This window comes from Bradyrhizobium sp. 44, assembly GCF_023073095.1.
Taxonomy (GTDB): Bacteria; Pseudomonadota; Alphaproteobacteria; order Rhizobiales; family Xanthobacteraceae; genus Bradyrhizobium.
In genome coordinates this window covers 135,618-160,713 of sequence record NZ_JADPIY010000029.1, presented here as the reverse complement: position 1 = coordinate 160,713, position 25,096 = coordinate 135,618, and the positions used below count along the sequence as shown (strand labels likewise).

Below are 25,096 nucleotides of genomic sequence, written 5' to 3'. Positions count from 1 at the left end.
GGGAACACAAGGCGGCCTCGCGCCGTTTGCATCGATCTGACAGGAGCAGATCGATGACCCATATCTCAAAGGCGCTCGCAGTCTCATTGCTGTCGAGCGCCTTTCTTTTGACGGCCACTGGCGCATACGCCCAGAGCAACACCACGCCGCCGACAACGGCGACGCGCCCCAGCACGCCGGACCAGAACTCCCTGCCCAACGCCAATGCCACGCCGCCCTCGACCACCCAGACCACCGGGCAGCCCAATCCAGATCCCAAGGTTCGCGAGATGAACCAGAAGGAAAAGGACAAGGTCGAGCGCGAGGGGAAGTAGCGATCTGCGCATCGGCGTTTGACGTCGTGATTATCGGCTCTACTTCTTCGCCGAACCGCATCGTTGTGCCCTCTCCCCTTGCAGGAGAGGGCAGCGACGCCGGTTGCCACGATCACGCTGGGTGAGGGGTATGCCTGCGCGAGCCTCGCACGTTGAGATGCGCGGATGGAACCCCTCATCCGGCGCTTCGCGCCACCTTCTTCCGCAAGGAGCGAAGGGAAGACGCCAACGCAAAATGCGGCGGACGTTGCCGTCCGCCGCATTTGCCCCCTGACACTCCGCTTTTTTCGATCCGCCAGCGGAGCTTATTTCTTGAGCGCGAACACCCAGATCACGCCGCCTTGCGGCACGTTGGCTTCGATGCCGATATTGTTGGTCACGAGTGCATCCTGGATGCGCTGCGCATCCACGCCCCATCCCGACTGGATCGCGATGTATTGCGTGCCGTCGATCTCATAAGACACCGGCATGCCCATGATGCCGGAGTTGGTCTTCTGCTCCCACAGCAACTCGCCGGACTTCGCGTTGAAGGCGCGGAAGTTGCGGTCGTTGGTGCCGCCCACGAAGACGAGATCGCCCGCAGTCGCCGTCACCGAGCCGAACAGCTGCGATTTCGGGAAGTTGTGTTGCCACATCTTCTTGCCCGTAACGGGATCCCAGGCCTGGAGCTCGCCGAAATGATCCGCCCCGGGCTTCGTCTTCAGCCCGATGTCCTCCGGCTTGGTGCCGAGCCAGAGCTCGCCGGGCTTGAGCGGAACCTTCTCGCCGGTGAACCCGCCGCAGAAATTCTCGTTGGCGGGTACGTAGACGAGGCCGGTCTTCTGGCTGTAGGCCGCCGACGGCCAATCCTTGCCGCCCCACAGCGACGGACAGAACTCCACGCGCTTGCCGACCATCGGCTTGTGCGCGGGGTCGACGATCGGCCTGCCGCTCTCGGCGTCGATGCCCTTCCAGACGTCAGTGGAGACGAACGGCCAACCGGCGACGTAGTTGATCTTGGTCGGCGTGCGCTCGAGTATCCAGAAGATCGCATCGCGTCCCGGATGGACCAGGCTCTTGATGTTGCGACCGTCACGTTGCAGGTCGATCAACATCGGCGCTTCGACCTCGTCCCAATCCCAGGAATCGTTCTGGTGATACTGGTGATAAGTCTTGATCTTGCCGGTGTTCGGATCGAGCGCGAGTACCGAGGAGGTATAGAGATTGTCGCCGGGATGCATCTCGCCGGGCCACGGCGCGGCGTTGCCGACGCCCCAATAGATCGTCTTGGTGTCCTTGTCATAATTGCCGGTCATCCAGGCCGAGCCGCCGCCGTTCTTCCAGTCCTCGCCCTGCCAGGTGTCGTGACCGGGTTCGCCTTCGCCCGGAATCGTATAAGTCCTCCACAACTCCTTGCCGTCCTTGGCATCATAGGCGGCGACATAGCCGCGCACGCCGAACTCGCCGCCGGAGCCGCCGACGATGACCTTGCCGTCGACGATCAGCGGCATCAGGGTCATGTACTGGCCCTTCTTGTAGTCCTGCACCTTGGTGTCCCACACCACCTTGCCGGTCTTGGCGTCGAGCGCGACGACATGGTCGTCGGTGGTGGCGAGATAGAGCTTGTCCTCCCAGAGGCCGACGCCGCGGCTGGTCGGATGCAGCTGGAACAGATCGTCGGGGAGCTGCCGCTTGTAGCGCCAATATTCGTCGCCGGTCTTGGCGTTCAGCGCAATCACCTGCCCCATCGGGGTTGCCACGAACATCACGCCGTTGTTGACGATCGGCGGCGCCTCGTGGCCTTCGACGACGCCGGTCGCGAAGGTCCAGACCGGGGTGAGGTTCTTCACATTCGAGGTGTTGATCTGGTCTAGCGGGCTGTAGCCCTGCCCGTCATAGGTCCGCCGGTACAGCATCCAGTTGGAGGGCTCCGGGTTTTCCAACCGCTGCGCGGTGACCGGCGCGTAGTTCTCGACCGGGCCTGATACGGCGGCGGTCGACGCAAGACACGTGAAGGCGACGAAGCCGGACAGTAACCACTGCTTCCTGGTCATGGACGTTCCCCTTTTTCATCCGTTTGAATTCTTGTTTTGAATTCTTGTCGTTCGTCCCGTCGTCCGCCCATCGGCGGATGCGGCCTCTCGTGACGCGGGCACAACCCGCACGTCCATCATCCCGGCTGCGCGCCACCTACCTTTCCGACGAAGTTTCCGGCGACGGTGAGCGAGCCGTCAGCCAGCGCCAGCGGCAGCGCAGCGAGCCGTCGCGGCGCCGGCCCGAACACGACCTGCGCGGCCGCGCGAGGATCGTATTCGGAGTTGTGGCACATGCATTTGAGCACTTCCTTGTCGCCGACATCGCTCTTCACCCAGGCCGTGACAGGACAGCCGGCATGCGAGCAGATTGCCGAATAGGCGAGGATGCCGTCGACAGCGCGCGCTTTCGTCTGCTCGTCGAGCTCGGCGGGGTCGAGGCGGATGATCAGAATCTCGTTGAGGCGCGAGGCGCTGCGCACGACCGACGTCTTCGGGTCTTTCGGCCAGGCATGCACCGGCGGGCCGCCGGCCGACAGATCGGCCGCGGTCACGGGCTTTCCCTCCTGATCGCCTTCGGAGAACACGAGCAGATCGCCCTTCTGAGGCCGCTCGTCGGAGCCGGGCGCATCCTCGCCCGCGTGGACCTGCGTGGAACAGGCGAAGCACGTCGTGGTGGCCAGCGCACTCATCAATAGCGCCCGCCGGGTTTGCTCCGTGTCAGCGTCGGATTCCGCTGTGTTGTCGGAGGATGAAGAGGATGTATCGAACGATGCACGCGACATGTCTCCAAGCAGGCGCTGGAACTCTGCCGAAAAAAAGGCAAAGATTTTTTACTGCAGTGCATCACACGGTTTTGCTCGCGCTGATTGAACGCGAACACGCGCATTTACGCGCATTTTTTTAATTGCAACGTCACGCTACGCGACCGGCATGATGATTTTGCAGATCAGGTAAATGCTAGCGGTATTGGTGCAATGCGCCGACGCGCGGCGCGATCGTAGCGCCATCAGTGCCGCCTGCGCATTTCTCAGGCAGCCATTCTGTATTCTAGGAGCGGAGCAGGTGACGCGGCGAAGCGATGCGACCGGCCAAGGTTGCCGACGCCATTTCAAAGCTGTCGGCGATGCGGCGCGCCCTGTCGATGAACAGCGCGGCGGCCTGCGGCGGGCAGACCTCGCGCGCGGTCTGTTCGAACAAATCGAGCCAGCGGTCGAAATGATCTCCGATCAGGTTCAGTGGCATATGCGCCCGCATCGGCGAACCGTGGTAACGGCCGCTCATCAGCACGACCGACGACCAGAAATCCCGGAGCTTGGCCAGATGCTCGTCCCAATTCTGCACGACCGCGAACACCGGCCCCAACAGCTCATCCTCGCGCACGCGCCCGTAGAAGCGGGTGACGAGTTCCCCGATCATCTCTTCGGTGATCCCGGTGCGCTCGGTTGCATCCTGGGTCAGCAAATTCCGCCGCACGGCCGCAGCCTCGCGCTCGGCCTTCAGTCGATCCGACATGTCCCTTGTTATCCGTTCCGTTGTTCCCGCAGGCCGCCCGTTCGACATTGTCGGGCCGATTGCGCGCGGCGTCTTTGTCGCAGCGCAAATCGCGGGGCGGCGAGCACTCAACGCCCGCCGCGCGCCGTTGTCAGGCGCTGTAGGTGTAAAAGCCCTGCCCCGTCTTGCGGCCGAGATGGCCGGCGTCGACCATTTCCTTGAGCAAGGGGGCTGGACGGTATTTGGGGTCGTTGAAGCCTTTGTAAAAGACCTCCATCACCGACAACATGGTGTCGAGCCCGACGAGATCGGCGAGCGCCAGCGGCCCGATCGGATGGTTGCAGCCGAGCTTCATGCCGGCATCGATCTCTTCCGCCGTCGCAATCCCCTCCTGCAGCGCGAAGATCGCCTCGTTGATCATCGGGCAAAGGATGCGGTTGACGGCAAAGCCCGGGCTATTCTTCGCCGTGATCGCCACCTTGCCGACGCGCTTGGCGAAATCCAGCGCCTTGGCATGGGTGTCGTCGGAGGTCTGCAGGCCGCGGATGAGCTCCAGCAGCGCCATGACCGGAACCGGATTGAAGAAGTGCATGCCGATAAAGCGGTCGGGCCGGTCGGTCGCCGCAGCGAGCTTCGTGATCGAGATCGACGAGGTGTTCGTGGCGAGCAGTGTCCGCGGCGACAGCGTCGCACAGAGATCCTTCAGGATCTTGACCTTGAGTTCCTCGTTCTCGGTCGCGGCCTCGATGACGAGATCGCAATCGACGAGCTTGGCGCGGTCGGTGGTGCCGGTGATGCGCTTGAGCGTGGCGTCGCGATCGCCCGCCGACATCTTCTCCTTCTTGACCAGGCGCTCGAGGCTGCCGCCAACCGTTGAAATCCCGCGGTTCACTGCCGCATCGGAAATATCGACCATCACGACCGAAAGCCCGGCCGCGGCACAAATCTGCGCGATGCCGTTCCCCATGGTGCCTGCCCCGATGATGCCAACGGTTTGGATCATTGCCTCAAATCCTTCATCCTTGCGGACGTGCCATACCGGCCCGCCCCTTTGTTCCTGCATCAGGGTCTAGCACCGCCCCCGGGCGGGTGCGACCTGATCCTCTCCCTTCCTTAAAGCATCCAAGGGGGGAATAAAGCCGGCTTTCGGCCGCCAAACGGCGTGATTTGGTGCCCCGGCCTGTTTGGCCCGGCTTATCTGCGGCATCCCGTCCCCGGAGGGCGCGAGTGTGCGGGGAGCACCGGGCTCGAGGCGGTAGCGGCTTAACCGAGACGAAGCACCTTGCCCGGATTCATGATGTTCTTGGGATCGAGCGCCCGCTTGATCGTGCGCATGATGTCGAGCTCGGTCCGGGAACGGTAGTGCTGGAGCTCGTCGAGCTTCTCGATGCCGATGCCATGTTCCGCCGAGATCGAACCGCCCATGGAGGTGACGAGGTCGTTGACGGCCCGTGTGATCGCCGCGGAATACTGGGAGAGCGTATCGCGGTCCATGCCCTTCGGGCCCATGAAGGAGAAGTGCACATTGCCGTCTCCGATGTGGCCGAGCGGATAGGGGCGGATCGTCGGCAAAATGGCGAGCACGGCCTCGAGACCGCTGTCGATAAACTCGGGAATCCTGGAGACCGCAACCGACACATCGTAGCTCAAGCCCGGACCTTCGGTGCGCGATGCCTCGGCCACGCTCTCGCGAATCCGCCACATGTTGCGCGACTGCGCTTCGGTTTGCGCGATCACAGCATCCAGCACCCGGCCCGCCTCGAGTTGGTCCGCCAGGAACTGCTCCATCCTGTCCGACATGCCCGTGCCACCGTCCTGCCGGGGCCGGGCCGACGACCATTCGAGAAGGAGGTACCATTCGGTCTCAGCCTTGAGAGGATCCTGAGTGCCGGGAATGTGGCGCAGCACCATGTCGGTGCACGCACGGCTGATGAGCTCACAGGAGCCGACATTGTCATCGGAAGCGGCATGCGCCTCCGACAGAAGCTCGATGGCAGCCTTGGGATCGCGGATTGCGAGCCATGCTGTGCACACGTCTTTCGGCGCCGGCCAGAGTTTCAGCACCGCCTTGGTGATGATGCCGAGCGTCCCTTCGGCGCCCATGAACAGGTGCTTGAGGTCGTAGCCGGTGTTGTCCTTCTTGAGTGCGCGCAGGCCATCCCAGACATCGCCGTTAGCCAGCACGACCTCGAGACCCAGCACCAGATTTCGCGCGTTGCCATAACGCAGCACCTGCACGCCGCCGGCATTGGTGGACAGATTACCTCCGATCATGCAGGAGCCCTGAGCACCCAGGCTGAGCGGAAACAGGCGGTCGTGGCGCGCGGCTGCGTCCTGAAGCGTCTCGAGGATGCAGCCTGCCTCCACAGTCATGGCGTAGCCGACGGGATCGACGTTCAACACCTGGTTCATGCGACCGGGCGACAGCACGATGCCGCGGTGCATGGGCCACGGCGTGGCGCCGCCCATCAACCCGGTGTTGCCACCTTGCGGAACGATGGCAATGCCGTTGTCGTAGCAGAGCTTGACCACAGCGGAGACTTCCGCGGTGCTGGCCGGACGCACGACCGCCGCGGCCTGCCCCGCCAGTTCGCCGCGCCAGTCGGTCACGAAGGGCTGCTTGTCGTGCTCGTCCAGGATCAGGCCTTTGTCGCCGACGATGGCCCGCAAGCGGTCGAGAACGGCTGAGGTCACGGGTGCGGTCGGAATGGAGGGAGCGATGGGAAGGGCTGCACCCGGCATGTGTTCCTCTCTTTTCGGCCGTTCAGCGCCTTGGGGCGCGCAAGGCTTCGTTCTTGTTTTCATTCTGGGCGGTGGTGCAACGACCCTAGCATACGGGTCGCGGTTGCGGGAACGTCCCCGGCAGTAAGCCTCGTGCGGATTTGCGTGGAATGCTGAATGCAGGCGCACTTCCGCCGAGGTCCCGCATACCCTACTGTACCCCGATCAATTCGGATTGGAGCTCATGAGCCGTTTCTGGAGTCCGGTCGTCCACACGCTTTCGCCCTATGTCCCCGGCGAGCAGCCCAAGCAGGACGGCATCGTCAAGCTCAATACCAACGAGAATCCCTACCCGCCCTCGCCGCGCGTGCTGGCGGCGATCGCATCGGCCGCGGAGCGGCTGCGCCTTTATCCCGATCCGCGCGCAACGCGCCTGCGCGAGGCGATCGCGGCCCATTGCGATGTGGTGCCCGAGCAAGTGTTCGTCGGTAACGGCTCCGACGAGGTTCTGGCCCACACCTTCCAGGCCCTTCTGAAGCACGACACGCCGCTTCTGTTCCCCGACGTCACCTACAGCTTCTACCCCGTCTATTGCAGCCTCTATGGAATAACGCATGACAAGGTGCCGCTCGATGCTGCGATGAGGATCGATATCTCCAACTACAGTCGACCATCGAGCGCCATCCTGCTCTGCAATCCGAACGCTCCGACCGGTATCGCCCTTCAGCGCGACGCAATCGCATCCCTGCTGGCCGAACGGCCGGACCGGCTGGTGGTGGTGGACGAGGCCTATGTCGATTTCGGCGCCGAGAGCGCCGTGCCGCTGGTTGCACGCCACGACAATTTGTTGGTCATCCAGACCTTCTCGAAGTCGCGCTCACTGGCTGGCCTACGGGTTGGTTTTGCCATCGGCCAACGACCGCTGATCGAAGCGCTGGAACGGGTGAAGGACAGTTTCAACTCCTATCCCGTCGATTGCCTCGCGATCGCCGGCGCCGTCGCCGCGATCAAGGACGAGGGCTGGTTCAGAGACACCCGTGCTCGTATCATCGCAAGCCGCGAAACCTTGGCCCGAGACCTTGGACAACTTGGCTTCGAGGTGTTGCCGTCGCTCGCCAACTTCGTCTTCGCGCGCCATCGAAGCCGGAGCGGAGCAGATCTCGCGGCAGCGCTTCGCCAGCGTGGCGTTCTGGTCCGTCATTTCGGAAAGCCGCGCATCGAGGACTTCCTGCGCGTCACGGTCGGAACGGAGGCGGAGTGTGCCCGGCTTGTTGAGGTGCTGCGTGGGTTGATCTGAGCCCCGACAGTCCCTGCATCGGCCAGCATCAAACGATGAGCCCAAACGCGGCATCGTGCCATGCCACCCGCGGCTTTGATTTCCGGCCAAATTCGGGTTACCAAACCTGCCTGCGGAGCGCGACCGCGCCGCTGCTTTGCCCGACGATACCCTCAGGGAAATATACGTGAAACACCTCCGCAGTCCTGAAATCGACGCAGCCAAGACGTCGTGGCGGGCGCCGAAGCTCAGGCACGGATGAACGACTTTGCGCGATCCATCGGCGCCGCATTCACGCTGATCGGCGAGGCCGATGCAGAACTTCTGGGCATCGTCGGACTGTCGGTGCGCGTCAGCCTGACCGCCAGCATCCTCGCGCTTCTGATCGGGGCGCCGTTCGGGGTCCTGCTTGCGATCACCCGGTTCCGCGGGCGGCAGGTCATCATCGTCCTGACCAATGCCTTGCTTGGTCTTCCACCGGTCGTGGTCGGGCTCGCGCTTTATCTTCTGCTGTCGCGGTCCGGGCCGCTCGGGGCCGCCGGCCTGTTGTTCACGCCGGCGGCCATGGTGGTCGCGCAGACGCTGCTCGCCACACCGATCGTGGTCGCACTGGTGCACCGGCCGGCGAGCCTGCTGTGGGCGGAGTATGGCGACCTGGCGCGGATCGATGGGCTGTCAACACTACGCAGCATCGGCTTGCTGTTCGCGCTGGGCCGGACCTCGCTGCTGACGGCCTTTCTCGCAGCCTTCGGCCGCGCGATTGCGGAGGTTGGCGCCATCCTCATCGTCGGTGGCAACATCCGCGGTTTCACGCGCACGATGACGACGGCGATCGCTCTGGAGACCAGCAAGGGCGACCTGCCGCTGGCGCTCGGACTCGGGCTGATCCTGCTCGCGCTCAGCGTCGCAGTGTCGACCGTCGCCTTCCTGCTAGTGGGACGCGTTGGGGAAAAATAGCTGCTCGCCCCCGACCTTGTAGCCGGCGATGGCCTCCTGCCCTTTCGAAGAGATCAGCCAGTCAATGAAGGCTTGCCCGTCCTGCGCCTTCGCGTTCGCATGCTTGGCCGGATTGACCAGCATGACGCCGTACTGGTTGAACAGCCGCTTGTCGCCTTCGGTGAGGACAGCGAGCTCGCCGCGGTTCTTGAATGACAACCAGGTGCCGCGATCCGACAGCAGATAAGCATTCGACGACGATGCCATGTTCAGGGCCGGACCCATGCCCTGGCCGATCTCGCGATACCAGCCGTCCTTGGCGGCACCGAGATCGACGCCTGCCTCCTTCCAAAGCCGCAATTCGGCCGCGTGCGTGCCGGACTTGTCACCGCGCGAGATGAACGGCGCCTTCGCGGCCGCGATCTTGCGCAGCGCCTCGGCCACGTCCTTGCCGCCGGCGATCTTCGCGGGATCGCTCTTCGGCCCGACAATGACGAAGTCGTTGTACATGACATCGAAGCGCTTCACGCCCTCCCCTTCGGACATGAACTTGTCCTCGGCTGGCCTGTCATGGACGAACACGACGTCTGCATCGCCGCGCCGCCCGATGTCGAGTGCCTGGCCCGTGCCGACAGCAACGACCTTCACGTCGATGCCCGCGGCCTTCGAGAATAGCGGCAGCAGATAGCCAAACAGCCCCGACTGTTCCGTCGACGTCGTCGAGGCCACGGTGATGGCGCGCTCCTGCGCGAATGCGATCGTGGACCAGAGCAGAATCGCTCCGAGAGTCATTATCCTTTTCATGCCTCGTCCTTACACCAGATGCCGGATGTTCCAAACTCTACCGTCGACAGAGACGCACAGGGAACAACAAGCGCCGCAACGCGCTTGGTCAGGATCGTCGCGACGCTCCCCTGTGAGGAACGTCCGCTCCGCGCGCAAGTTGTCATCAAGTCAACCCAGGAGGAACCAGATGAAGAAGATCATTTTGGCATCCGCATGCATCATGGCGCTGGCGACCGGCGGCGCCTTCGCACAGACACAACCCGCCCCAGGCGCATCCGGTCAGGGCGACGTCGGGCCCTCGTCCCGGGGCCCCGCGACCAAGGGCATGACGACCGGCACGTCGTCGAACATGCAGAACGAGGCCGCCGACAGCAAGGGCAAGCAGGCTCCGAGCGCCGGTGGCAGTAACACCAATAACATGGGCAGCCAGGCCGGCGGCGGCGCGGGCTCCGGGAAGTAGGCCGGCATCGATCGGAAATCTGGAGAGGGGGCGATCGTCCCCTCTCCCAGATGTCTTCATGCCGTCAAAAGCTTGTCGACGTCGTCCGCAAAGGTGTTGGTGTCGAACAGAGCGTATTGGCGAAGCTGCACCTTGATTGCAGTCACGCCAGCGAAACCGCAGCTTCGCGCTCTGAAAGCGTGGATGTTCTGCAATTGGTCCCACCTACATTGACATCAGTGTGACAGCCGGGGATTTTTACATTGCTGGCGAATCAGCGATGGCCTCAAGCCGAGTACCTCTTGGATAACTCCCAGTGCTTTCGAGACTGATATCGTTGCTGCGCCGCATCCCCGCGGTGAAATGGGCGTTCAACCGACTCCGGCCCGCGCCGCACGGCGGCAGCATCGACGTCGCAGCTGATGCCGCGGACGCCTCGCCCGCCCTCGTTGCCGAGATTTTAGAAGCCGCTCCGGCTCTGGACACCAGCATCAGCGCGGATACGTCAAACTGCGACGTTGCGGCCGCCGCTTCAGCCGTCGAAGACGGGACCGCCAGACCCGTCATCGCGGAGAGCCCGTCGGAAGCGCCAGCCGATGTTAGCGGCAGCGACGATTCATCCCGGGAGACGGCGGCGGAAGTCGAGTTGGTCGTCGTGGAGGAAGCTTCGGTCGCGACCATCGATGTCGAGCGTGAGACGGTCGACGTCCCCGAACTCACCATCAACAGCGATCCATCTCCCGAACTCGCGGACGACGTTGAGCCCGTTGTCGTGGAGAAGGCCTCCTCCGTCGATGTCGAGCTCGTCCCGGTTGATGCCCCCGCTCTCGCCATCAACGACGAGCATTCCTCCGCCGTCAACGTGGATACTTGCTCAACTCTCGACGACACGCGTGTCGCGCTTGCCTCCAGCGCGGCGGAAGTCGTCGCCAGCACACCCAGCGTCGTCACGGATGTTGCGTCGGAGCCAGCCCTCGAGGCTCCCGCTGCGGAGATCACCAGCGCGCCGAAGATTCGTGCAAAGATCGCAGAACCCGCCGACCGCGCCGCGCTGATCCGACAGCGTTGGACGGAGACCGGGAGCAGGATGTGGAATCCGCGCGTCCACGGCGCCGGTGATGCCACGCTGAACATCCAGGGAAGCGTCGGGTTGCTGCCGCCCGCGCCTGGCGAGACAATGCCGCGCTACGACAAGCTGGAATTCAGGATGCTCGGCGGACAAATCGTCTGCGAGGGCGTGATCGTCGAAGCACCCGCGCATGCGAGCCAGCGCAGTTTTACGCGGCTCGCGGAGCCGGGGAAACCGGATCGGGTCCGCGAACCAATGCGGGAACGCCAGGCCGCTCTCGCCTGACCCTTTATTTCCTACGACGACCAGCCCATATGATAGGCTAACGCCTTGAATTTGGGAGATCGCATGCCCACAAAATCATTGCGACTGGTTGTGATTGCCGCCCTCTGCGTCTCTCAAGGAGCCTTTGCCGCATCCAGTAAACGCCATGCGCCCGCGACCGATCAGGCGTCACCCTACAAAGCCGACCGCCTCTCCTCTTCGCGCGGAGAGACGATCCTCAACACGCCCGGCCAGACCACCATGCTGACGCGAGAGGTCCTCGACGACAAGAACGCGACGAGCCTCAAAGATGCCATGCGCTCGACCGCCGGCGTGACGATCGGACGCTAGGCCACTTCGCTCAGGGGAGCGGATAGCCCTTCCAGACCCACTCCAGCGCCGACGGCAGCGTCTGCGCGATCGTGGGCCGGTCGACGTGCTTGGCGTTGCGTACGAACAGAAACTGATAGTGGTAGCCCTTCTCCGCCAGTACCTTGGCCATCAGCGCGTTGGAGAGGGTCCAGTCGTGCATGCCGTCGGGGATGGTGGGGTTCGGATAGAACAGATCCTGGTCGCCGCCGAAGAACCAGAAGCGGATCGGCTTGGTCGGCGCAGCGTCGATCAGGGGCACGCCGGGCGGCTCGGCCGGCGTAAGCACGCCCGCCTTGGAGATGAGATTGGGTGTGGCCGGCCCCGTCCATGCGCTGTGATATTCCCAGGCGCCACCGCGCAGCGACGGGTCATACGGCCATTGCTGGTTGACCATGGTCGGCGAGAACGCCAGCACGCGGTGATAGAGATCGGGATAGAACCACGCCATGGTGAAGGCTGCCACGCCGCTCGAACTCAGCCCCATGGTCGCACGCCCATCGGGATTTTTGGTCAGCCTGACCTCGGCGTTCTTTTCGACCAGCGGCAGCACTTCACGCTCGACGAATTGCGCGTAGGCGCCTGACACCGCGTCATATTCGCGGCCGCGCTGACTGCCCTGCGCGTCCTGCCCGCCATTGCCGATCTGGATCGCGATCATCGGCGGCACGCGGCGCTGCGCGATCAGATTGTCGAGCGTGACGGCGAGATCCTTGTAGGCGTTGGAGCCGCCGTCGCCGACCACGATGAACGGCGCCTCGCTGCCGCGCGCATATTGCGCCGGCACATAGACGTCGATGGTGCGCGACCAGACGCCGGGATGGCTGGTGGTGACGATCATGTGCGACTTGTCGTCCGGCGCCGTGACGGTCGTCATGATCGAGGAATTGGTGCAACCAGCAAGATCGTCGCGGATCAGACCCGGATTGTAGATGGTGCTCTCCTTCGACGACAACGTGAAGGACTTTGTCGTCCCACGCGGCACGCCCTCCTTCGCGATCGTCTCCGGCGCAGGATTGTGGGTGGGACCGATGATGAAATTGCCCTCGGCATCCGGTGGCGGCAGCGTTCCGTCAGGAAGCTCCGTGGCGCGTGGATAATTGGGATTGGAGGGATCACGCGTCGGAGGCGCCGTCTTGAAGTCGAGATCCGTCGTATCGATGAAGAACGGGCCCGCCTTGTCGGTGCTGTTGGCCCCAGGCGGCACCACCATGTTCTGGGTGACGCAGGCCGGCTGCGACAAGGCAATCGACGTGAAGGAGACGAGGGAAATCAGAGTCCCCGCAAGGACGGACAACGAATTGGTCATTTCAGCTCCCGATGCCGACGAGTCTTTCTGGCTCGCCTTGGCGCAAAGTATGACGAGCCGCCTGCGCGTGGTCAAATCCCGCCCGGCCGCGTTACCGCAATGGCCGCCATGCTCAAAACGGACAGATACTGCTATTCCGCGCATGCCACGAAATTTTTCAGACATGTAGCCGTTGCTGCCGCACCTCGCACGACGTAGCTTGCCGGCCGGCCGCGCGAAGGCCGCGCCCGATCAAGACGACAAGAACAATCTGCAAGAACAATCTGCAAGAACAATCCCGGGAGACAAACCATGAAGAAGCTCACGGCCGCGCTGTGCGCGCTGGCGTTCCTCGCAACCGGCGCGCAGGCGCAGACCGTCAAGGACTTCCTGGCGGTGGTCACCAAGAAATGGACCACGCCGTTCGAGCCGTTCCAGCTCATCGGCAACATCTACTATGTCGGCACTGACGGCATCGCCGTCTACATCATCAAGACCTCACAAGGCCTGATCCTGATGGATACGGCGCTTCCGGAATCCACCGGCATGATCAAGGACAACATTGCCAAGCTCGGTCTCAAGGTCTCCGAAATCAAGATCATCCTCAACACGCACGCGCATTTCGATCACACCGGCGGTTTCGCCGAAATCAAGAAGGAGACCGGCGCGCAGCTGATCGCCGGCGAACGCGACCAGCCGCTGCTGGAAGGCGGCTATTATCCTGGCGACGAGAAGAACGAGGACCTCGCCTTCCCCGCAGTGAAGGTCGATCGCGCCGTGAAGGAAGGCGACAAGATCACGCTCGGCGACACCACGCTGACGGCTCACGCCACCCCCGGCCATTCGCCCGGCTGCACGAGTTGGGAGATGACCGTCAAGGACGGCAATCAGGACCGCGAAGTGCTGTTCTTCTGTAGCGGCACGGTGGCGTTGAACCGGCTGGTCGGCCAGCCGACCCACGCCGGAATCGTCGACGACTACCGTGCGACCTACGCCAAAGTGAAGGCGATGAGAATCGACGTGCTGCTCGGGCCGCATCCGGAGGTCTATGGCATGCAGGCCAAGCGCGCCGAAATGAAGGACGGCGCACCGAACCCGTTCGTCAAGCCGGGTGAACTCGCAGCCTACTCCACAACCCTGTCGGAAGATTTCGACAAGCAGCTCGCCAAGCAGACCGCCGCGCTCGAGAAGAAATAGCGATCGTCTCGCACTATCTTCACCTCTCCTTCTCTCCGGGGGAGAGGTGAAGCCGGCATGCCGGCTCGCACTGTGTCGATGCGACAATACGCTCCGCTGGCGCATATGGTTAGCAGAGCGTAGCCGCAATTTATGCAAGCTCTCTTTCAGCCAATCCCCGCACTTCCGCCGCCGGATATCGTTAACGCGGCCTCACCGGTGCGCGGATCGAGAAGATCCGCGGCGCGTCGAATCTCTCGCGAGGACTCCAATCTAACGCCCCCTTTACCGCCGCCGTGCAAGATCGCCCGCGTTTTGAGGAATTCAGGGCTGATATTGCAATGCCTGTCACCAATTTGAAGTCACATCTAGCTGCCGTTGCAGAGCTGTTTCGGGTGCCGGCCGACAATCCGGAGCTGATGCGCGCGCAATTCGACGCCTTCTCGAAACAGATCCCGCTACTCTATTTCATCCTGATCACAAACACGATCGCGGTGGCTTATACCTATGTGCCGCTGGCACCGGCCTCGCTCAGTATGATCGTGCCGGCCGTGTTGATCGGGGTGACAGGCTTTCGCACATTCTGGTGGCTGCGCCAGCGCGGTGTCGTCCGCAAGGATGCCGACATCCTGCGCAACCTGCGCCTCACCAATTGGATTGCAGCGCCGATCGCCGCCGGCTTTACTCTCTGGTCGTTTGCCCTGTATCCCTACGGCGACGCTTTCGCCAAGAGTCAGGTTGCCTTCTACATGGCGGTGACCGTGATCGGCTGCATCTTCTCGCTGATGCATCTGCGCTCGGCAGCACTGATCGTGACGCTGGTCGTCGACGTGCCCTACGTGCTGTTCTACTTCGCCACGGGCGAACCGACGCTGGAGGCGATGGCCGTCAACAATCTGCTGGTCACCGGTGCGATGGTCACGGTGCTGTTCATCTACTATCGCGACTTCGCCGACCTCGTCGCGAGCCGCAAATCGCTGCTGGCACAGCAGGCGGCCACCCAAGCCCTCTCGGACGAGAACTTCCGCCTTGCCAACCTCGATTCCCTCACCGAGCTGCCGAACCGCCGCCGCTTCTTCGCCGAGCTGTCGAGCGCGTTCACCGATGCCGAGCGCAGAAACGTTCGCGTCGCGGTCGGGATCATCGACCTCGATGGCTTCAAGCCGATCAACGACAATTACGGCCATTCGGTTGGCGACCGCGTTTTGATCGAGGCGGGCCGGCGCATCCGCGAGGTCTGCGAGGGCTTCGGCCCGCAGCGGGTGGAATTCGCTAGGCTCGGCGGCGACGAGTTCGGCCTCGTCGTGTGCGGCGACCCTGACGATGCGGATTTGATGCGGCTCGGCGAACGAGTTGGTGACCAGGTCAAGCTGCCCTACCAGCTCGACACCGCCCATACCGGGCTGTCCTGTTCGATCGGTTTCGCGCTGTTCCCGCAATCGGCAACGACGGCAGAAGCGCTCTATGAATGCGCCGACTATTCGCTTTATCACGCCAAGCGCCATCTGCGCGGCCGCACCGTGATCTTCTCGAGCGAGCTCGAGGCCGAGATCCGCAGCCGCGGCGTCATCGAGAATTTGCTGCGCACTGCCGATTTCAGCACCGAGGTGGACCTGGTGTACCAGCCGATCGTGGACGCCATGAGCGAGCATACCGCTGGCTTCGAGGTCCTGGCGCGCTGGCACAGCTCCCGCCTCGGCCTGGTTTCGCCGGCCGATTTCATTCCGGCCGCCGAGCGCATTGGCCTGATCCGGCCGCTGACGCAGGCGCTCCTGGTACGCGCGCTCGCGACGGCCAGGACCTGGCCCGACCACATCCGCCTGTCGTTCAACCTGTCCGCCCACGACGTCTGCTCGCCCGAGGGCATCCTGCCGCTGATCACCATCATCGAGAAGAGCGGGCTGCCGCCGCACCGGATCGACTTCGAGATCACCGAGACCGCCGTCACCTTCGATTTCGTACGCGCACAACAGTCGATCGCGGCATTGAAGGCGATGGGCTGCGGCATTTCGCTGGACGATTTCGGCACCGGGTACTCCTCGCTGAGCCACGTGCACTGGCTGCCGCTCGACAAAATCAAGATCGACCGCAGCTTCATCGCCGACGTCAACGACAATCCAGTGAGCCACAAGATCATCAAGTCCCTCACGGGCCTCTGTGACGACATGGAGATCGCCTGCGTCGCCGAGGGCGTCGAGACCCGCGCTCAGCTCGACACCCTGCGCCGGCTGGGATGCGACTTCATCCAGGGCTACTACTTCGCCAAGCCCATGCATGGCGACGCCATCGACGAGTATCTCGCCAGGGAACGCCAGCGCCTCGGCGGCGCCGTATCCAGGGTCGTGGCCTAAAGTCAGACCGCGCAGTAGCGCTCCTGGATGTCCTTGTCCGCCAGCAGCGCCGCGGCGCTGCTTTGATGCACGACTTCACCCTGATCGATGATCACGGCACGGTCAGCGAGCCGCAGCGCCCATTCGACGTTCTGCTCGACCAGGAGCAGCGTCTTGCCTTCGTCGCGCAGACGACGGAACAGCACGCCCATCTCCTCGACCAGGACAGGCATGATGCCCTCCGACGGCTCGTCGAGCAGAAGCATCTTGGGCTTTGCGATCAAGGCGCGTGCAATCGCCAGCATCTGCTGCTCGCCGCCTGACAGCGTGACACCCTCCTGGTCGAGGCGCTCCTTCAGGCGCGGAAAGGTCTCGGCAATCTCGTCGATCGCGACGCGCTCATCGATGTCGCTTCCTGCCGCGACGAGGCCGAGACGAAGGTTCTCGCGCACGGAGAGACCGGGGACGATGCGGCGCTCCTCGGGGACGTAAGCAAGGCCGAGATGGAAGCGCTGATGGGCGCGCAGCTGCAGAAGCTCCCGGCCCGCAAAGCGCACGCGACCCGTCGCCTTCGGCATCAGGCCCATCATCGACCGCAGCGTGGTGGTCTTCCCGGCCCCGTTGCGGCCGACAAGGGCAACGACCTCGCCGGGTTGCACATGCAAGGAAATACCGTGCAGGATATGGCTCGCGCCATACCAGGCGTGGAGATCCCTGATTTCGAGCAGTGCAGTCTCAGCCATAGCCTTCACTTTGTCCGAGATAGACCCGGCGGACCTCCGGATTGCTCCTGATCTCATCGGGCGCGCCGTCCGCAAGCAGACGGCCATGATGCAGCACCACGACGCGCTTGGATAGGCCCAGCACCATCTTCATCTTATGTTCGACGAGAAGCACGGTGCGCGTCTCGGCGAGCCGTTCGAGCAGCGCGACCATGTCCTTGGTCTCCTCCGGCCCCATGCCGGCGGTCGGCTCGTCGAGCAGAAGCAATTCCGGCTCCGAGACCAACGCAATCGCGATCTCCAGCGCGCGCTGCTGGCCATGCGACAGGAACTTCGCCAGTTCGGCGCGCCTGCCAGATAGCCCGACTGCGTCGAGTGCAGCATCGGCGCGGGCATTGAGCTCTGTAAGTCGGGCGCGGTTACGCCAAATGTCGTAACTCACAGTCAATGCCTGCGCCGCCACGCGGACGTTCTCGTGCACCGACAGGTTCGGGAAGATGTTTGTGATCTGATAAGAGCGCGAGATGCCCTGATGCACGAACCGATGCTGCGGAAGGCCGTTCAGCTCGCGCCCTCTGAAATGCAGCTTGCCTGACGTCGGTGTCAGCGCGCCGGAGAGGATGTTGAAGAACGTGCTCTTGCCGGCGCCGTTCGGCCCGATGATCGAGGTGAGCTGTCCGGCCGCAAAAGACACGGTGATGCCTTCGAGCGCGACGAAGCCGCCGAAGTGCTTGCCTATTCCCTCGGCACGAAGCAATTCGCCGCTCACGGCCGCGCCTTTCCGACACCCAATGTGTCGAGCAGCGTGCCCCAGATGCCTTTGGGCAGGAACAGCACGAACAGGACAAAGATCGCACCGACGAAGAGCTGCCAGTGCGGGGTCCAGACCGAGATGACGTCCTCCAGAATCAGGAACGCCGCCGCGCCAACGAACGGCCCGAAGAAGCTGCGCGCGCCGCCGAGCAGCACCATCATCACGATCATGCCCGAGGTCTGATAGTGCAGGATGTCGAGCGGCACGATCGACAGATGTAGCGCCAGCATGCAGCCACCGAGCGAGGAGATCGCGCCCGACAGCATGAACACGATCAGCTTGCTGCGCTCGACGTCATAGCCGCAGGCCCGCGCCCGCTGCTCGTTCTCGCGGATGGCCTCGATCACGGCCCCGAAGGGCGAGTTCAGGATGCGCGACTGGAACCACATGGCCAATGCGGCGAAGGCCATCAGCACATAATATTTGTTGACGGGGTCGAGGAAATTGACGGGGAAGCCGAACAGGCTGATGCGATCAACGGTAAAGCCGCGCAGGCCATTCTCGCCACCGGTGAAGGACGAGGCCTGGAGCGCCACGTAATAAACGAGCTGAGCCAGCGCAAGCGTCACCATGGAGAAATAGATGCCGCGCGTGCGCGTCGAGACGATGCCGATCGCGGCGGCGAGGCCGGTGCTGAGGAGGACGGCGATCGGGACCGCGGCGAACCAGGGCACACCGTAACGACCGATCGCAATGCCGGTGAAGTAGGCGCCCGCACCGAAGAACGCGGCTTGGCCGAACGACAACAGCCCCGTGTAGCCGAACAGCAGATTGTAGCCCATCACCACGACGCCGTAGATCAGGACGTTGACGGCCAGCGCGTGGGACGGCAACAGCCAGGGCAACACAGCCAGCACCGCGATCGAGAGCAACACGCGTTGGTCGAGAAGCCGGCCGAGCCCGCCGGACGAGAGTTTGGCGACCGCTTCGCCGCTCGATGGTGAGGTCACGCGGTCCTCCCTCTGATGCCAAACAAGCCCTGCGGGCGGATCAGCAGCACCACGGCCATCAGTGCGAACATGACGATGGTCGCCATCTCCGGCGCGAACAGCGCGACCAGGCTGATCGAGATGCCGACCATGAGGCCTGCGACGACAGCCCCGACGATCGACCCGAGACCGCCGATCACGGTCACCACGAAGGCTTCCGCCAGCACCAGCGATCCCATCTCCGGATTGACGCTGCGCATAGGACCCGCGAGCACGCCGCCGAGCGCGGCCAGCCCGACGCCTAGCCCGAAGATCGCGAGCCAGACCCGGCCGATGTCGACACCGAGCACCTGCATGATGGTGGGATCGCGGGCGCCCGCACGCACGATCAAGCCGATCCGCGTCTTCTCCAGCGTCAGCCAGAGCACCAGGAGCACCACCGCCACCAGCGCAATGACGAACAGGCGGTAGCGCGGGAAGAAGCCGATGCCGAGATCGAGCACGCCGATCAGCTGCGGCGGGGTCGGAAACGGGATGCCGTCGCTGCCGAACACGATCCGGACGCCCTCGACCAGGATGTAGCTGAGGCCGAAAGTGAGGAGCAGTGGATCGTCGATCGAGCGCCCATAGAGCCTTCGGATCAGGACGAACTCGATCAGCATGCCGAAGGCGCCGATCAGGATGGGCGCCAGCAGCAATCCCCACCAGAAGCTTCCGGTGAGAGACGCCAGATGCAGCCCCGCATAGGCCCCGATCATGAACAGCGCGCCATGAGCGAAATTGACCACCCCGAGCATGCCGAACACGATCGTCAGTCCAAGCGCAGTGATTACCAGGACCGCCCCAAGAGCGATCCCGGAAAGAAGCTGCATGATGATCAGCGACAGGTCCATTGCCCGGGCTTCAGGTCGCGTGGCCCAGCTCGCTGCAACTGCGCAGCATGTCGTCGGAGCCAGTGTCGTTGGCGAGAATGGCGAACAGATCGTTGTCGTTGGCCATGGCGGACTTCTTCTTGGACTCCAGCACCAGAACCGGCTGCACCGATTGGTGATCGCATTTGCGGTAATGCTGCGGACCCTTGGTCAGGTCGTATTGCAGCTTCTCCAGCGCATCGACCACCTTGTCGGTTTCGGTGCCACCCGCGGTTTGCATGGCCGCCAGCAGCGACCCGACGCCGGCATAACCGTAGGCGCCGTAGTCGGTCGGGATGGCGCCGCCATTGGCTGCCTTGAAGGCGGCGTTGAAAGCGGCGGCGGACTTGCTCTGCGTCTCTAGGCCCCAGTAATAGTTGGCGCCGCCAACCACGCCCTCGAACACGTCGGGGCCGACCGCGAGCCGCTGGTTGTGCAGGATCACCGGCACGACGATCTTCATCTGCTGCTTGACGCCGAAGTCCACCGCTTGCTTGATCGCATTGGCCTGGTCAAGGCCGAAATTGGAAATGCAGAGCACGTCGGGCCGCAGCGACATCAGGCGCGGCATGAAGGTGGAATAGTCGGCAGCGCCGAACGGATGCAGGATCTCGCCGACGCTATCCGCGCCGATCGCCGCCTGCGCGCGCTTGAAGCCGCGCAGCATCTCATGCCCGTACGCGTAATCTGCGACGAGATGGGCAACCTTCATGCCCTTCTTCAGGGTCTGCCGTGCCACGGCGGCGGTCGTCATGTGCGGGTTCAGCGCCTCGTGGAAGGTGTATTTGCTGAAATCCTTGACCTCGTTGATGGTGTCGGACTGGCTGATCGAAACGTATATCACGCCGCGGGCGCGGGTGACTTCGTTGACCGCGAGCTGCACGGCGCTGGAGAGCGCGCCGACCACGGCGTGAACCTTGTCCTTCTCGATCAGCTCCAGCGTACGGGTCGCGGCCTCGCCGGCATTGAGCTTGTCGTCGCGCACCAACAGCTCGACCTTGCGGCCACCGATGCCGCCCTTGTCGTTGGCGAGCTTGACCGCGAGCTCGGCGCACTTGACCTGGTCGCGCGCCTCCGCAGCGAACGGGCCGGTCAGCGGGGTCGGAAAGCCGATGCGGATCGTTTCGTCGGCAGCGCGCCCGAGCCGCGGCATGGCGAGCAGTGCCGCGCTTGCCGAGAGACCGGCGAGCGCGGTGCGGCGGGATATTTTCGAGGTGGAAGCGGACTTGGGCATGATTTCCTCCAATTGTCTTTTTCTAGAATCGCTCCAGGGCTTTCAGGATTTTTGTAGGCGTGATCGGGATCGAATTGATCGTCGCATCGAACGGTGTGAGCGCGTCGTTGACGGCGTTCAGCACACAGGCCGACGCCGCCGCCGTCCCCGCCTCACCGCATCCCTTAGCGCCAAGCTCGGTGTCGGCGGTCGGTGTCTCGACATGGGCGATGACGATGTCAGGCATCTCCATCGGCATCGGGACGAGGTAGTCGGCGAGCGAGCCGTTCACGAGCTGGCCGGTCTCGCTGTAGCGACACTCCTCGAACAGCGCCGCGCCCAATCCCTGCACGATGCCACCGCGGAGCTGCTCGTCTACCAGCATCGGATTGATGACCCGGCCACAATCCTCGACGATGAAATGCTTCAACATCTTGATGAAGCCAGTCTCGACGTCCACCTCCAGCGAACAGCCCTGGATGCCGTTGGTGAAGGCGAACGGATAGCCCTGTGGCGCGAAGTGATGGCTCACGGTGAGCTGGGCCTGCGTGCCCGGCGGTAGCGTATCGGAACGGAAATAGGCAATGCGCGCGATCTCGGAGATCGGCATCCGCTGGTTTCGCGTGCCAGCATCGACGACCTCGCCATCGATGATGTCGAGTGCCGATGGCTGCTCCTGGAGGATGAGCGCGGCGATTTCCAGGATATTGCGCCTGAGCGCGCGCGTGGCCTGGAGCGCAGTCTCGCCGCCGATGCCGGCGCCGCGGCAGGCCCAGGTCGCACCGCCATGCGGCGTCACCTCGGTATCACCGGTAATGACCTTGACGTGCTCCTGCGCGAGGCCGAGCTGGTCTGCCACAATCTGGCTGATGATCGCCTCGGTGCCTTGCCCCTGCTCCGTGACCGAGATCAGGCAGCGCACTTCGCCTGATGGCGTCAGGCTGACGATCGCACCGTCCTGCGAGGAGATACGGGCTCCGCCAACGCCATAGAACGCGGGACTTGGATTAGTGATCTCGACAAAGGCCGCGATGCCGATCCCGCGATAGATGCCGCCCTTGCGCAACTCCGCCTGCTCGGCGCGCAGCCCGTCATAATCCATCATCTCGTGCAGCCGCTTCAGGCAGGCCTGATGCGACAACGCCTCGAAACGGTAGCCGGTCGGCGAGGTCTGCGGATAGGCCTCATCGGCGATGACATTCTGCGCTCGGATCGCGAAGGGATCGAGACCGAGCTTCGCCGCGGCCATGTCGACCAGCCGCTCGGTGACGGCGCAGGCGATGGGATGGCCGACCGCGCGATACTGGCTGGTCTGCACCTTGTTCTGGAAGAGCACTTCGAGCGTCGCGCGGTAGTTCTTGAAGCGATAGGGCGCGCCGATCAGGCGGATGACCTGGTTGCCCTCCACCACGCTTGTACGCGGATAGGTCGAAAACGCCCCGATTGCGGTCAGGTCCAGCACGTCCATCGCAAGGATCTCGCCCTTGGCGTCAAGCGCCATCCGGGCGCGGACGCGGTGGTCGCGGGCATGGATGTCGGAGACGAACGATTCGATGCGGTCGGCGACGTATTTGACGGGCCGGCCGAGCAGGATCGAGAGGCCGACCACGGCCATGTCCTCATGATAGACATGCAGCTTCATCCCGAAGGAGCCGCCGATGTCGGTCGCGATCACGCGAACGCGGGCCTCCGGAATGCCGAAGTGGCGCGAATAGAGGTCCTGGAACTGATACGGCGTCTGTGTCGCGTGATGCACGGTGAGCATCTCGGCCGAAGGATCGTAATCGGAAACGATGGCGCGCGGCTCCAGCGTCACCGCGGTATGGCGGCCGAAGGACAACTCCTCCTCCACCACATGGGCAGCATGCGCAAAGGCGTTGTCGACGCTGCCGTTGTCGAGCTGGCTGCGGAAGCAGACATTGTTGGCACTGCCAGGATTGATCAGCGGCCCGCCGCCCTCACGCGCGCTATCGATATCGGCGACGATCGGAAGGTCTTCGTAGTCGATCTCGATCAGTTCCAGCGCATCCTCGGCGATCGCACGGCTCTCGGCAACGACTGCAACCACCGCCTGCCCGGCCCAGACCACGCGGTCGAGCGGCAGCGGCAATTGCGGTGCCGAGATCATCCCCTTGAAATGGTCGAGCGTGCCGGTCCAGGGCGAGCAGATCTTGGCGAGATCGGCACCGGTCGCAACGAGATGCACGCCTTCGAGCGCGCTCGCCCGCCCGGCATCGATCGAGATGATCTTCGCATGCGCGTGCGGGCTGCGCAGGAACGCGGCATACAGCATCCGCGGCAGCCTGAGATCGCTGACATAGCGCCCGCGCCCGGCGAGCAGCCGCTTGGCGTTCGGGCGCGGCACGGAGCGGCCGATATAGGAATTCGGGCGATCCAGTGAGGTCAGCGGCGCGCTCATGTCACGCCTCCGCTTTCGCTGCGGGCTTTTGCCACCGCGTCGATGGCATCTACGATGGCTTCATAGCCGGTGCAGCGGCAGTAATTGCCCGACAGCGCGTCACGAATGTCCTTGCGGCTTGGCCGCGTCACCTGCGAGAGGAGTTCGTGCGCGTTGACCAGCATGCCCGGCGTGCAAAAGCCGCATTGCAGAGCGTTGCGGCGGTGGAATTCGGCCTGGAGGTCGGCGATCACGCCGCTCTCCGTGAGACCTTCGATCGTATCGATAGTGGCGCCGTCAGCCTGCACCGCGAACATCAGACAGGCGTGCACGGCTTTGCCGTCGAGCTGGACGAGACACGCGCCGCAGGCGCCCATCTCGCAGCCGGCATGCGTGCCTGTCAGCTCGAGCGCGTTGCGCAGGCAATCGACCAGCGTCTCGCGCGGCGCGACCTCACAGGCCACCTTGCGGCCGTTGACGGTGAAGCTAACGCGCACGGTCTCGTCCGCATCATCCAGGAGGGATCCGTCGAAGCCGCTCATCCGCCCGCTCCGAGACGTCCGAGCATGCGTCCGAGCAATACGCGGGCAAGATGCAGCCGCATCGCCGGCGGCACCTCGTCGCTATCCGGTGGCGTCAGATCACCTTCTAGCGCAGCTTGCGCGGCGGCGATGCGTTCGGTGCCAAGGCTCGAGCCGATGAGCGTAGCCTCCGTTCCCTTCACCCGCGTCGGCGTATTGCCGACAGAAAAGAACGAGATTCTTATGTCATCGATGCGCTCGCCGGTGCAGGTTGCGAGCATGCCGCAACCGACCAGGGCATAGTCCCCGCGCCGCCGGGCCAATTCGTCAAACGCAAAGCGCTGATCGGCCTTGAACAGCGGGACGAAGACCGCGGTGATGAGCTCGCCGGGCTGCAAAGCCGTCTCGAACAGGTCGACGAAGAAGTCGTCGGCCTTGACGCGCCGGCTGCCCGAAGGGCCGACAATCTCGATCTCGGCATCGAGCGCCAGCGTCATCGCCGGAAATTCGGAAGCCGGGTCGGCCTGCGCGACACTGCCGCCGAACGTGCCGCGGTTGCGGATCGCGGGATGGGCGACGAAGGGCGCAGCCGCATGCAACAGCGGCGCGAATTCGGCGATCAGCGGCTCGCTCAGCATCTCGCAATGGCGCGTCAACGCACCGATGCGCAAATATCCGCCCGCACGCCTGACGCCACGCAGCTCGGAGATATGAGTGATGTCGATCAGCAGCCGCGGCGCCTGCAGCCGCAGCGACAACGCCGGCACGAGGCTCTGGCCGCCGGCAATGAAACGCGCATCGTCGCCGGCGCGCGCGTGAGCATCCAACGCCTGGTCGATCGTCGCAGCGCGAAAATAGCTGAAAGCCCTCGCCTTCACCGCCGTTTCCTCGGATTCCTCGGCTCATCAGCCGGGACGCCAGATTTGTAACCATCTGGTCTCAAAATCCTGACACGCCATCGGAAGTCGGTCAACAGGAAATGACCATTTGGTTACAAATGCGCGTTGGGCTATGAAGACGACGGGACGTGCGATTCAGCGACGAAATGGCCCGCAAAGCGCAGAAAACGGCGAAGCGACCGGTCCGGAAGCGGTCCGAGACAGGCAGCAAGTCC

Annotated in this window: 23 protein-coding genes; 8 read left to right on the top strand and 15 right to left on the bottom strand. The window is 63.7% G+C overall.

Going from position 1 to position 25,096, the window contains the following annotated elements:
• Positions 1 to 53 precede the first annotated feature (53 nt).
• Complete coding sequence (locus IVB41_RS26460; protein ID WP_247359102.1) at positions 54 to 314, top strand: hypothetical protein; 261 nt, start codon at positions 54 to 56, stop codon at positions 312 to 314.
• 305 nt (positions 315 to 619) lie between these two features.
• Here IVB41_RS26460 and IVB41_RS26455 read toward each other — a convergent pair whose 3' ends face one another.
• The 5 genes from IVB41_RS26455 to IVB41_RS26435 form a co-directional block, all read right to left on the bottom strand.
• Entirely contained in the window at positions 620 to 2,347 is a 1,728-nt protein-coding gene (locus tag IVB41_RS26455) for a methanol/ethanol family PQQ-dependent dehydrogenase (RefSeq protein ID WP_027566530.1), read from the bottom strand.
• Between the two features lie 116 nt (positions 2,348 to 2,463).
• Positions 2,464 to 3,111, bottom strand: a complete 648-nt coding sequence (locus IVB41_RS26450; protein WP_247436558.1) for a ubiquinol-cytochrome c reductase iron-sulfur subunit — start codon at positions 3,109 to 3,111, stop codon at positions 2,464 to 2,466.
• A 265-nt stretch (positions 3,112 to 3,376) separates the two neighbouring features.
• Positions 3,377 to 3,841, bottom strand: a complete 465-nt coding sequence (locus IVB41_RS26445; RefSeq protein ID WP_247436554.1) for a group III truncated hemoglobin — start codon at positions 3,839 to 3,841, stop codon at positions 3,377 to 3,379.
• Positions 3,842 to 3,971: 130 nt separating this feature from the next.
• A complete protein-coding gene (locus IVB41_RS26440; protein ID WP_155809552.1) occupies positions 3,972 to 4,883 on the bottom strand; it encodes a 3-hydroxybutyryl-CoA dehydrogenase in 912 nt (303 codons plus the stop codon).
• 200 nt (positions 4,884 to 5,083) lie between these two features.
• Entirely contained in the window at positions 5,084 to 6,562 is a 1,479-nt protein-coding gene (locus IVB41_RS26435; RefSeq protein WP_247436551.1) for an FAD-binding oxidoreductase, read from the bottom strand.
• Between the two features lie 223 nt (positions 6,563 to 6,785).
• Between IVB41_RS26435 and hisC the strand changes: the two genes are divergently transcribed.
• Together hisC and IVB41_RS26425 are read left to right on the top strand one after the other, a co-directional pair.
• Positions 6,786 to 7,838: a histidinol-phosphate transaminase gene (gene hisC / locus IVB41_RS26430; RefSeq protein WP_247402741.1), complete on the top strand. Its 1,053-nt coding sequence runs from the start codon at positions 6,786 to 6,788 to the stop codon at positions 7,836 to 7,838.
• A gap of 237 nt (positions 7,839 to 8,075) precedes the next feature.
• Positions 8,076 to 8,774, top strand: coding sequence for an ABC transporter permease (locus IVB41_RS26425; RefSeq protein ID WP_027566524.1), 699 nt, complete (start codon positions 8,076 to 8,078; stop codon positions 8,772 to 8,774).
• On the opposite strand, the gene IVB41_RS26420 is transcribed toward IVB41_RS26425, so the two are convergent.
• A complete protein-coding gene (locus IVB41_RS26420; RefSeq protein ID WP_027566523.1) occupies positions 8,748 to 9,557 on the bottom strand; it encodes a substrate-binding domain-containing protein in 810 nt (269 codons plus the stop codon). The genes IVB41_RS26425 and IVB41_RS26420 overlap by 27 nt on opposite strands.
• A 169-nt stretch (positions 9,558 to 9,726) precedes the next feature.
• Here IVB41_RS26420 and IVB41_RS26415 point away from each other — a divergent pair, with 169 nt between their 5' ends.
• From IVB41_RS26415 to IVB41_RS26405, 3 genes are all read left to right on the top strand, one after another.
• Complete coding sequence (locus IVB41_RS26415) at positions 9,727 to 9,999, top strand: hypothetical protein (protein WP_027566522.1); 273 nt, start codon at positions 9,727 to 9,729, stop codon at positions 9,997 to 9,999.
• Between the two features lie 295 nt (positions 10,000 to 10,294).
• Positions 10,295 to 11,332, top strand: coding sequence for a hypothetical protein (locus IVB41_RS26410; RefSeq protein ID WP_247436548.1), 1,038 nt, complete (start codon positions 10,295 to 10,297; stop codon positions 11,330 to 11,332).
• Positions 11,333 to 11,395: 63 nt separating this feature from the next.
• Entirely contained in the window at positions 11,396 to 11,662 is a 267-nt protein-coding gene (locus IVB41_RS26405; RefSeq protein ID WP_247436545.1) for a Plug domain-containing protein, read from the top strand.
• A 10-nt stretch (positions 11,663 to 11,672) separates the two neighbouring features.
• Here IVB41_RS26405 and IVB41_RS26400 read toward each other — a convergent pair whose 3' ends face one another.
• Positions 11,673 to 12,989, bottom strand: coding sequence for an esterase family protein (locus IVB41_RS26400; RefSeq protein WP_247436541.1), 1,317 nt, complete (start codon positions 12,987 to 12,989; stop codon positions 11,673 to 11,675).
• A gap of 291 nt (positions 12,990 to 13,280) precedes the next feature.
• Here IVB41_RS26400 and blaBJP point away from each other — a divergent pair, with 291 nt between their 5' ends.
• Positions 13,281 to 14,165, top strand: coding sequence for a BJP family subclass B3 metallo-beta-lactamase (gene blaBJP, locus IVB41_RS26395; RefSeq protein ID WP_247436484.1), 885 nt, complete (start codon positions 13,281 to 13,283; stop codon positions 14,163 to 14,165).
• 320 nt (positions 14,166 to 14,485) lie between these two features.
• Positions 14,486 to 16,495 carry a bifunctional diguanylate cyclase/phosphodiesterase gene (locus IVB41_RS26390; RefSeq protein WP_247436481.1) on the top strand — a complete coding sequence of 670 codons (2,010 nt, stop codon included), beginning with the start codon at positions 14,486 to 14,488 and terminating at the stop codon, positions 16,493 to 16,495.
• Positions 16,496 to 16,497: 2 nt separating this feature from the next.
• On the opposite strand, the gene IVB41_RS26385 is transcribed toward IVB41_RS26390, so the two are convergent.
• The 8 genes from IVB41_RS26385 to IVB41_RS26350 are packed head-to-tail and all read right to left on the bottom strand — an operon-like array spanning position 16,498 to position 24,860.
• A complete protein-coding gene (locus tag IVB41_RS26385; protein ID WP_247436477.1) occupies positions 16,498 to 17,217 on the bottom strand; it encodes an ABC transporter ATP-binding protein in 720 nt (239 codons plus the stop codon).
• The gene (locus IVB41_RS26380) at positions 17,210 to 17,965 is read right to left on the bottom strand and encodes an ABC transporter ATP-binding protein (protein WP_247436474.1); all 756 of its coding nucleotides are present in this window, start codon (positions 17,963 to 17,965) and stop codon (positions 17,210 to 17,212) included. Before IVB41_RS26380 ends, IVB41_RS26385 begins: the two co-directional genes overlap by 8 nt.
• On the bottom strand, positions 17,962 to 18,960 hold the full coding sequence (locus IVB41_RS26375; protein WP_247436471.1) for a branched-chain amino acid ABC transporter permease: 999 nt from the start codon (positions 18,958 to 18,960) through the stop codon (positions 17,962 to 17,964). The genes IVB41_RS26380 and IVB41_RS26375 overlap by 4 nt, the downstream gene beginning before the upstream one ends.
• Positions 18,957 to 19,832, bottom strand: coding sequence for a branched-chain amino acid ABC transporter permease (locus IVB41_RS26370; RefSeq protein WP_247436470.1), 876 nt, complete (start codon positions 19,830 to 19,832; stop codon positions 18,957 to 18,959). Before IVB41_RS26370 ends, IVB41_RS26375 begins: the two co-directional genes overlap by 4 nt.
• Positions 19,833 to 19,842: 10 nt before the next feature.
• Positions 19,843 to 21,084, bottom strand: a complete 1,242-nt coding sequence (locus IVB41_RS26365; protein ID WP_247436452.1) for an ABC transporter substrate-binding protein — start codon at positions 21,082 to 21,084, stop codon at positions 19,843 to 19,845.
• A 22-nt stretch (positions 21,085 to 21,106) separates the two neighbouring features.
• Positions 21,107 to 23,482, bottom strand: coding sequence for a xanthine dehydrogenase family protein molybdopterin-binding subunit (locus IVB41_RS26360; protein WP_247436429.1), 2,376 nt, complete (start codon positions 23,480 to 23,482; stop codon positions 21,107 to 21,109).
• A complete protein-coding gene (locus IVB41_RS26355) occupies positions 23,479 to 24,003 on the bottom strand; it encodes a (2Fe-2S)-binding protein (protein WP_247436415.1) in 525 nt (174 codons plus the stop codon). The genes IVB41_RS26360 and IVB41_RS26355 overlap by 4 nt, the downstream gene beginning before the upstream one ends.
• Complete coding sequence (locus IVB41_RS26350; RefSeq protein ID WP_247436412.1) at positions 24,000 to 24,860, bottom strand: xanthine dehydrogenase family protein subunit M; 861 nt, start codon at positions 24,858 to 24,860, stop codon at positions 24,000 to 24,002. The genes IVB41_RS26355 and IVB41_RS26350 overlap by 4 nt, the downstream gene beginning before the upstream one ends.
• Positions 24,861 to 25,096 lie beyond the last annotated feature (236 nt).

Excerpts from the sequence above, each read along its gene's own strand:
- IVB41_RS26460 (WP_247359102.1), top strand. The coding sequence starts at position 54 with ATGACCCATATCTCAAAGGCGCTCGCAGTCTCATTGCTGTCGAGCGCC.
- IVB41_RS26455 (WP_027566530.1), bottom strand. The coding sequence starts at position 2,347 with ATGACCAGGAAGCAGTGGTTACTGTCCGGCTTCGTCGCCTTCACGTGT.
- IVB41_RS26450 (WP_247436558.1), bottom strand. The coding sequence starts at position 3,111 with ATGTCGCGTGCATCGTTCGATACATCCTCTTCATCCTCCGACAACACA.
- IVB41_RS26445 (WP_247436554.1), bottom strand. The coding sequence starts at position 3,841 with ATGTCGGATCGACTGAAGGCCGAGCGCGAGGCTGCGGCCGTGCGGCGG.
- IVB41_RS26440 (WP_155809552.1), bottom strand. The coding sequence starts at position 4,883 with ATGCAGGAACAAAGGGGCGGGCCGGTATGGCACGTCCGCAAGGATGAA.
- IVB41_RS26435 (WP_247436551.1), bottom strand. The coding sequence starts at position 6,562 with ATGCCGGGTGCAGCCCTTCCCATCGCTCCCTCCATTCCGACCGCACCC.
- hisC (WP_247402741.1), top strand. The coding sequence starts at position 6,786 with ATGAGCCGTTTCTGGAGTCCGGTCGTCCACACGCTTTCGCCCTATGTC.
- IVB41_RS26425 (WP_027566524.1), top strand. The coding sequence starts at position 8,076 with ATGAACGACTTTGCGCGATCCATCGGCGCCGCATTCACGCTGATCGGC.
- IVB41_RS26420 (WP_027566523.1), bottom strand. The coding sequence starts at position 9,557 with ATGAAAAGGATAATGACTCTCGGAGCGATTCTGCTCTGGTCCACGATC.
- IVB41_RS26415 (WP_027566522.1), top strand. The coding sequence starts at position 9,727 with ATGAAGAAGATCATTTTGGCATCCGCATGCATCATGGCGCTGGCGACC.
- IVB41_RS26405 (WP_247436545.1), top strand. The coding sequence starts at position 11,396 with ATGCCCACAAAATCATTGCGACTGGTTGTGATTGCCGCCCTCTGCGTC.
- IVB41_RS26400 (WP_247436541.1), bottom strand. The coding sequence starts at position 12,989 with ATGACCAATTCGTTGTCCGTCCTTGCGGGGACTCTGATTTCCCTCGTC.
- blaBJP (WP_247436484.1), top strand. The coding sequence starts at position 13,281 with ATGAAGAAGCTCACGGCCGCGCTGTGCGCGCTGGCGTTCCTCGCAACC.
- IVB41_RS26390 (WP_247436481.1), top strand. The coding sequence starts at position 14,486 with ATGCCTGTCACCAATTTGAAGTCACATCTAGCTGCCGTTGCAGAGCTG.
- IVB41_RS26385 (WP_247436477.1), bottom strand. The coding sequence starts at position 17,217 with ATGGCTGAGACTGCACTGCTCGAAATCAGGGATCTCCACGCCTGGTAT.
- IVB41_RS26370 (WP_247436470.1), bottom strand. The coding sequence starts at position 19,832 with ATGGACCTGTCGCTGATCATCATGCAGCTTCTTTCCGGGATCGCTCTT.
- IVB41_RS26365 (WP_247436452.1), bottom strand. The coding sequence starts at position 21,084 with ATGCCCAAGTCCGCTTCCACCTCGAAAATATCCCGCCGCACCGCGCTC.
- IVB41_RS26360 (WP_247436429.1), bottom strand. The coding sequence starts at position 23,482 with ATGAGCGCGCCGCTGACCTCACTGGATCGCCCGAATTCCTATATCGGC.
- IVB41_RS26355 (WP_247436415.1), bottom strand. The coding sequence starts at position 24,003 with ATGAGCGGCTTCGACGGATCCCTCCTGGATGATGCGGACGAGACCGTG.